The sequence below is a fragment of the Catenulispora pinisilvae genome (genome assembly GCF_015356865.1).
GTDB classification, from domain to species: domain Bacteria; phylum Actinomycetota; class Actinomycetes; order Streptomycetales; family Catenulisporaceae; genus Catenulispora; species Catenulispora pinisilvae.
In genome coordinates this window covers 1-5,778 of the sequence record NZ_JAAFZA010000403.1, presented here as the reverse complement: position 1 = coordinate 5,778, position 5,778 = coordinate 1, and the positions used below count along the sequence as shown (strand labels likewise).

General features: G+C 70.2%; 4 protein-coding genes and 1 pseudogene. 2 read left to right on the top strand and 3 right to left on the bottom strand.

The annotated features are described in order from the left end of the window. Both IZR01_RS47810 and IZR01_RS47805 read right to left on the bottom strand, forming a co-directional pair. A partial coding sequence (locus IZR01_RS47810) for an AfsR/SARP family transcriptional regulator (RefSeq protein ID WP_194927734.1) occupies positions 1-354 on the bottom strand: 354 nt, incomplete at its 3' end. Between the two features lie 35 nt (positions 355-389). Then, positions 390-1,430, bottom strand: coding sequence for a zinc-binding dehydrogenase (locus IZR01_RS47805; protein WP_194927733.1), 1,041 nt, complete (start codon positions 1,428-1,430; stop codon positions 390-392). 290 nt (positions 1,431-1,720) lie between these two features. Between IZR01_RS47805 and IZR01_RS47800 the strand changes: the two genes are divergently transcribed. After that, on the top strand, positions 1,721-2,716 hold the full coding sequence (locus IZR01_RS47800; protein ID WP_194927732.1) for a pirin family protein: 996 nt from the start codon (positions 1,721-1,723) through the stop codon (positions 2,714-2,716). A 407-nt stretch (positions 2,717-3,123) separates the two neighbouring features. Continuing rightward, a complete protein-coding gene (locus IZR01_RS47795) occupies positions 3,124-5,313 on the top strand; it encodes a hypothetical protein (RefSeq protein WP_194927731.1) in 2,190 nt (729 codons plus the stop codon). Between the two features lie 99 nt (positions 5,314-5,412). Here the strand turns inward: IZR01_RS47795 and IZR01_RS47790 are convergent. After that, positions 5,413-5,778, bottom strand: a pseudogene (locus IZR01_RS47790) (hypothetical protein); the annotation flags it as partial.

Sequence of the window (5,778 nt, the reverse complement as noted above, 5' to 3'; positions counted from 1 at the left end):
GTCGTCGGCGTGGTCGGCGTGTCGGGCTTGGCGGGTGAGGGTTTCGAAGCGGTGGGCGTCGATGGCTTGTGGGGGTAGGGCGAGGTGGTAGCCGCCGAGGTCGCCGATGACGGTTTCGGGGGTGCCGAGGGTGCGGCGTAGGCGGGAGATGAGGGATTGCAGGGCGTTGGCGGCGCCGTCTGGGGGTGTTTCGTTCCAGAGGGCGTCGGTGAGGGTGGCGACGCTGACGCTTCGGCCGGGGTCGAGGGCGAGGCGGATGAGCAGGGCGCGCAGCCGGGCGCCTCCGATGGGGATGGGGGTGCCGTCGTGGGTGTGGGCCTGGAGTGGGCCGAGGATGGAGACGGTGAGCTGCACGGGGTCCAGTGTGGCGTAGTTCTGTGTGGGTCGGCCTACGGTCGGATGAGGACCTTCAGGGCGCTGCGGTTGTCCATGGCCTGGTAGCCGGCGGGGGTTTGGTCCAGGCTGATCTGCTGGTCGAACACTTTGCCGGGGTTGACGGTGCCGTCGAGGATGTCGGGCAGCAGGGTGCTGATGTAGGCGCGGGCGGGGGCGGGGCCGCCGGTGAGGGTGATGTTGGGGCCGAACAGGGTGCTGAAGCCGACGGGTGCTTGTTCGTATTGGGGGACGCCGACGCGGCTGATGGTGCCGCCGGCGCGGACGACGCCGAGGGCTTGTTCGTAGGCGGGCATGTGGCCGACGGCTTCCAGGACGACGTGGGTGCCGTCGCCGCCGGTGAGGTCGCGGACTTCGGCGATGCCTTCGGCGCCGCGTGCGGCGACGACGTCGGTGGCGCCGAATTCGCGGCCGAGGTCGGTGCGGTCGGTGTGGCGGCCCATGAGGATGATCTGTTCGGCGCCGAGGCGTTTGGCGGACAGCACTGCCATCAGGCCGACGGCGCCGTCGCCGATGACGGTGACGGTGGTGCGGGGGGTGACGCGGCCTTTGACGGCGGCGTGGTGGCCGGTGCCGTAGACGTCGGACAGGGTGAGCAGGGAGGGCAGTAGTGGGGAGTTCTCGTCGATGCCGGGGACGGGGACGAGGGTGCCGTCGGCGAGGGGGACGCGGACGGCTTCGGCTTGGCCGCCGCCGACGTCGCCGGCGTTCCAGAAGCCGCCGTGGCGGCAGGATGTCTGGAGGCCTTCGCGGCAGAAGTCGCAGGTGCCGTCGGACCAGGCGAAGGGGGCGATGACCAGGTCGCCGGGTTTGACGGTGCCGACTTCGGGGCCGGTGTCCTGGACGATGCCGAGGAATTCGTGGCCCATGGAGGTGCCTTCGCCGGTGGCGGGCTTGTTGTGGTAGGGGTGCAGGTCGGAGCCGCAGATGCAGGAGCGGATGACACGGACGACGGCGTCGGTGGGGTGTTTGACGGCCGGGTCGGGGACGTCGATGACGCGGACGTCGCCGGCGCCGTACATGTAGGCGGCTCGCATGGTGGGGGTCCCTTCGAAGGGGGATGATCGTTGGTGGTGGTGCCCAGTCAACGTGGTTCGGTGGTGGGTGGGGAGCCTCTGGCTTTACAGGTAATGGCAGTGCCCCCTTCGCAGTTTGTCTGCCGTGTCTGCCGTGTCTTGCGTGTCTTGCGTGTCTGCTGTGTGGCTCCGTGTCACCACGCCGCCCCTCCCGGCCCCGTGCGCGGAATATTGAAAATTGAACTACCGTTGGTGCCGGGTGACCGTGACACCGGGCCGGACTGGGCCCGATTCGACTGCTGGAGGCTGCCGTGCCTGCTGTGACCGTAGAGAACCCGCTGGCGCTGCCCCGGATCGCCGCTGTGGCGCCGGATGCCGTGCCGCGGCCGGTGTTGGCGGTGACGACCGCGCCGTCGGGGTTCGAGGGTGAGGGTTTCCCGGTGCACCGGGCGTTCGCCGGGATCCGCACCGAGTACCTGGACCCGTTCGTGATGATGGACCAGATGGGCGAGGTGGAGTACGCCGCCGGTGAGCCGAAGGGCACGCCGTGGCATCCGCACCGCGGGTTCGAGACGGTCACGTACATCATCGACGGTACGTTCATCCATCAGGACTCGCATGGCGGCGGCGGTGTCATCACCGACGGCGACACGCAGTGGATGACGGCGGGCTCGGGGCTGCTGCACATCGAGACGCCGCCGGAGAAGCTGGTGCAGACCGGCGGCCTGTTCCACGGCATCCAGCTGTGGGTGAACCTGCCGTCGGCCAAGAAGTGGTCGCCCCCGCGCTACCAGGACATCCGCAGCGGCCAGGTGGGCCTGGCGTCCTCGCAGGACGGCGGCGCGCTGGTCCGGGTGATCGCCGGCGGCATCGACGGCGTCCAGGGCCCGGGCGTCACCCACACCCCCATCACCTTGGCGCACCTGTCGATCACCCCGGGCGCCCGGGTGGAGCTGCCGTGGCGCAAGGACTTCAACGCCCTGGTGTACGTCCTGAACGGCCGCGGCACGGTCGGCACCGACAACCGCCCGGTGAAGTCGGCGCAGACGGCGGTGTTCGGCGCCGGCGACAGCATCGTCATCAGCGCGGACCAGCAGCAGGACTCCCGCCACCCGAACATGGACGTGATCGTGCTCGGCGGCGAGCCGCTGCGCGAGCCGGTGGTGCACTACGGGCCGTTCGTGATGAACAGCGAGGAGGAGATCCGGCAGGCGCTGCTGGACTTCCGGGCCGGGAAGATGGGCGTGGAGCCGACGGATGCCATTCCGCACATTCAGCCGGGGGACACGCCGCCGGCTGGGGTGTGAGGCCAGCGACTTCGAATGCGTGATGTCGCCCGGCGGCCCATTAGCTGAAGCGACAATTGAAGACTGATTACTGAGGGTTCACGCCCGACCGCCGCCGGTGGTCGGGCGTGAACCTTTTGACGGCCCGGGGGCTGGCCAGGCTGATCGCTATCGCACCTTTGTGCAGATGGCGGGGGGTTCGGCCTTCACGTTCGCCTTAGCTTTCTGTGCATAAAATTGCCTCCGATTTGGCTTCGCTCACGGCATTCTCACGGGCGTCAGCCGATCACTGGGGTGGTTTTCGCATGAAGTGTCATTTTTGTCGCTTTGGCGTGGGGGCTTCGGTGGCGGCCGGGTCGGAGTCGGATCGGAACGTGTTCCGGGTTGGTCCCTCGTCCTGCTCCTCCTACTCCACAGGTTGAGAATCCTTGAGCCGTCTCGTCACCGGCGTCGTCGCGCAGCACTTGGGCGCCCGACGCGGACATCTGCCCAGTACCCTGCTCATCGCCTTGGCGGTCGGGCCCGCGCTGGTTGTCACCGCGTGGCTGATCGCCACGTTCCCGCTGGTGTGGGCCGGGCAGTTCCGGCCGGTCGCCGTGCTGCCGCTGTTCGTGGTCCTGGCCGTGGTACTGCTGCGGTTCGGGTTGCCGCCGGTGCTGCGGGCGGCGGTCACGCTGCGCGCGCCGTGGTGGTCGGTGGCCGCGACCGTGGTGATCGCCGGGGGGTTCCTGGTGTTCGCGGCGGCCACGCACAGCGAGCAGGTGGTTCTGCACCGGGACAATGGTTCTTATGCGCAGATCGGCTATTTGCTGGCGCACGGCGGGACGTTGAAGCAGTCGGTTCCGGCGGGGGCTTTCGGGGATTCCGGGTCGTTGGTGACTTATGAGAGTCCGGCGTTCTATCAGGTCGGCGGGCATCTGGTGCCGCAGTTCATGTCCGGGTGGCCGACGATGGTGGCGGCCGGCTGGTGGGTGGGCGGCTGGTCCGGGGAGTTGACGATGCCGGCGTTGGTCGGTGCCGCGGCGGTGTTGGCGGTGGCGGGCCTGGCGGCGCGGCTGGTGGGGCCGCGGTGGGCGCCGTTGGCGGCGTTGGTGATGGCGGTGGCGTTCCCGGTGTTGAAGAACTCCCAGACGACGTTCTCTGAGATGCCGGCGTTGCTGTTGTTGGTGGCGGCGGTGCATCTGCTGTCGGAGGTCATCGTCGCGGGCGCCGACGCCGCCGACGCCGTTACCAGCACCGGTGCCAGCACCGGTGCCGACTCTGGTGCGGAAGCCAGCACCGGCACCGCGCGGCCGACGTGGCCGTTCGCGTTCGCCGCGGGCCTGGTGCTGGGCGTCGGGGAGTTGGTGCGGCTGGATCTGATGCTGGACATGGCGCTGCTGATGCCGGTGGCGGCGTGGCTGTGGTCGCGGCGGCGCGCCGGGGCCGGGGCGTGGCTGGCCGGGGCGTTCGCCGGGCTGGCGTTGGGGGCGTTGGACGCGCGGTTCCTGAGTTGGCCGTATGTGAAGACGAACGCCTCGTCGGTCAAGCTGGCGGTGGCGGCGCTGGTGGCCTCGTCGGTGCTTTCGTTCGCGGTGGCGGCGCTGGTGCGGCGCTATGGCGTGCCGCCGCGGGTGTGGCGGCTGGTGCCGGCCGGCGGTGCGGCGGCGGTGGCGCTGATCGGCGCGGCGCTGCTGATCCGGCCGTATGTGAGCACGGCGCGCGGCGATGCCACGTCCCCGTCCGGGCAGTATCTGGCGTCGTTGCAGACGTGGGCGGGCTTGACCCCGGACGGTTCCCTCACCTACGCGGAGCAGTCGTTGCGGTGGGTGTCGTGGTACGTGGGCTGGCCGCTGCTGGCGGCGGCGTTCGGCGGGGCGGTGGTGTTGGCGTGGCGGGTGCTGCGCGGGGTGGATGTGCGGTGGGCGGCGGCGTTGCCCGTGTACGTGGTGTCGGCGGCGCTTCAGCTGTGGCGGCCCTCGATCACGCCGGATCATCCGTATGCCGATCGGCGGCTGGTGACGGTGATACTGCCGGGCGTGATCCTGATGGCGGTGTGGGCGGCGGCGGCCGCCACGCGGGCGTTGGCGCAGTGGGTCCGGGTGCGGGCCGGACAGCGGGAGCAGAAGCGGGTTTCACAGCGTCGTTCGTTGCTGACGCTGACCCCGGTGGCGGTGACGGCGGCCGGGGCGGCGGTGATGTCGGCGGTGTTCGTGTTGCCGGCGGCCGCGGCGACGGCGCCGGTGGCCGCGAAACGGACCGAGTTGGGGGAGGTGGCGGCGTCGAACGCGGTGTGCCGGTCGTTGTCGCCGAGCCGGGACTCGGTGGTGCTGATCGACGCCATGAGCGGGCAGTGGATGGCCACGATCCGGGACCAGTGCCGGGTGCCGGTGGCGCTGCTGCCCGGCGCGGACACCGCGGCGGTGGAACGGGTCTCGGCCGATATCGCGGCGGTGGGGCGGACCCCGGTGATCGCGGCGTCCGGGGCGAACCCGCTACAGGCCCTCGGGTATCAGCTCGGCGAGGTGAAGAAGGTGGTGACGTTGACGACCACGCAGGACCAGCAGCAGCTGGTGAAGAAGCCGTCCGGGACGAAGGCGCAGACCGACATCGAGTTCTGGTACACGCGGACCCCGTAGGGATGAGCGTGTGGTGCGGGCCGGTTGGCGGCGCGCGCCGTCCGCCCGGGGGACACACGCCGCCGGCTGGGGTGTGAGCCTGGCCGGGGTGTGCTGTAGCTAGCTGGCGCGCGCCAGATCCACCGCGATCCGGTGGTCGTACTCATGCCCGTGGGCGAGGCAGGCGCCTTGGCCCCACGGGCATTGCACGTACCACTCGTACGCTGTGGCCCGGTACATCCGGTACGGCGAGTCGCCGGTGACGTGGCTGATGTCCAGGGGGCGTCCGCCGCGTTCGGCGGGTCCGGGGTAGATGCGTAGGGCGCGCGCCAGGTCTGCGGCTTCGGTGTCTTCCGTTTCTGATTCACCAGGTGCGTCCGTGCCGCTGATTTGTGTGGCCGTGGCGGCCATGACCAGTGCGTCGCCGGTGAGCGGGGCGGCGGTGGAGTCGAAGATCAGCAGGCTGACCCGGGGGTGGGTGGTCAG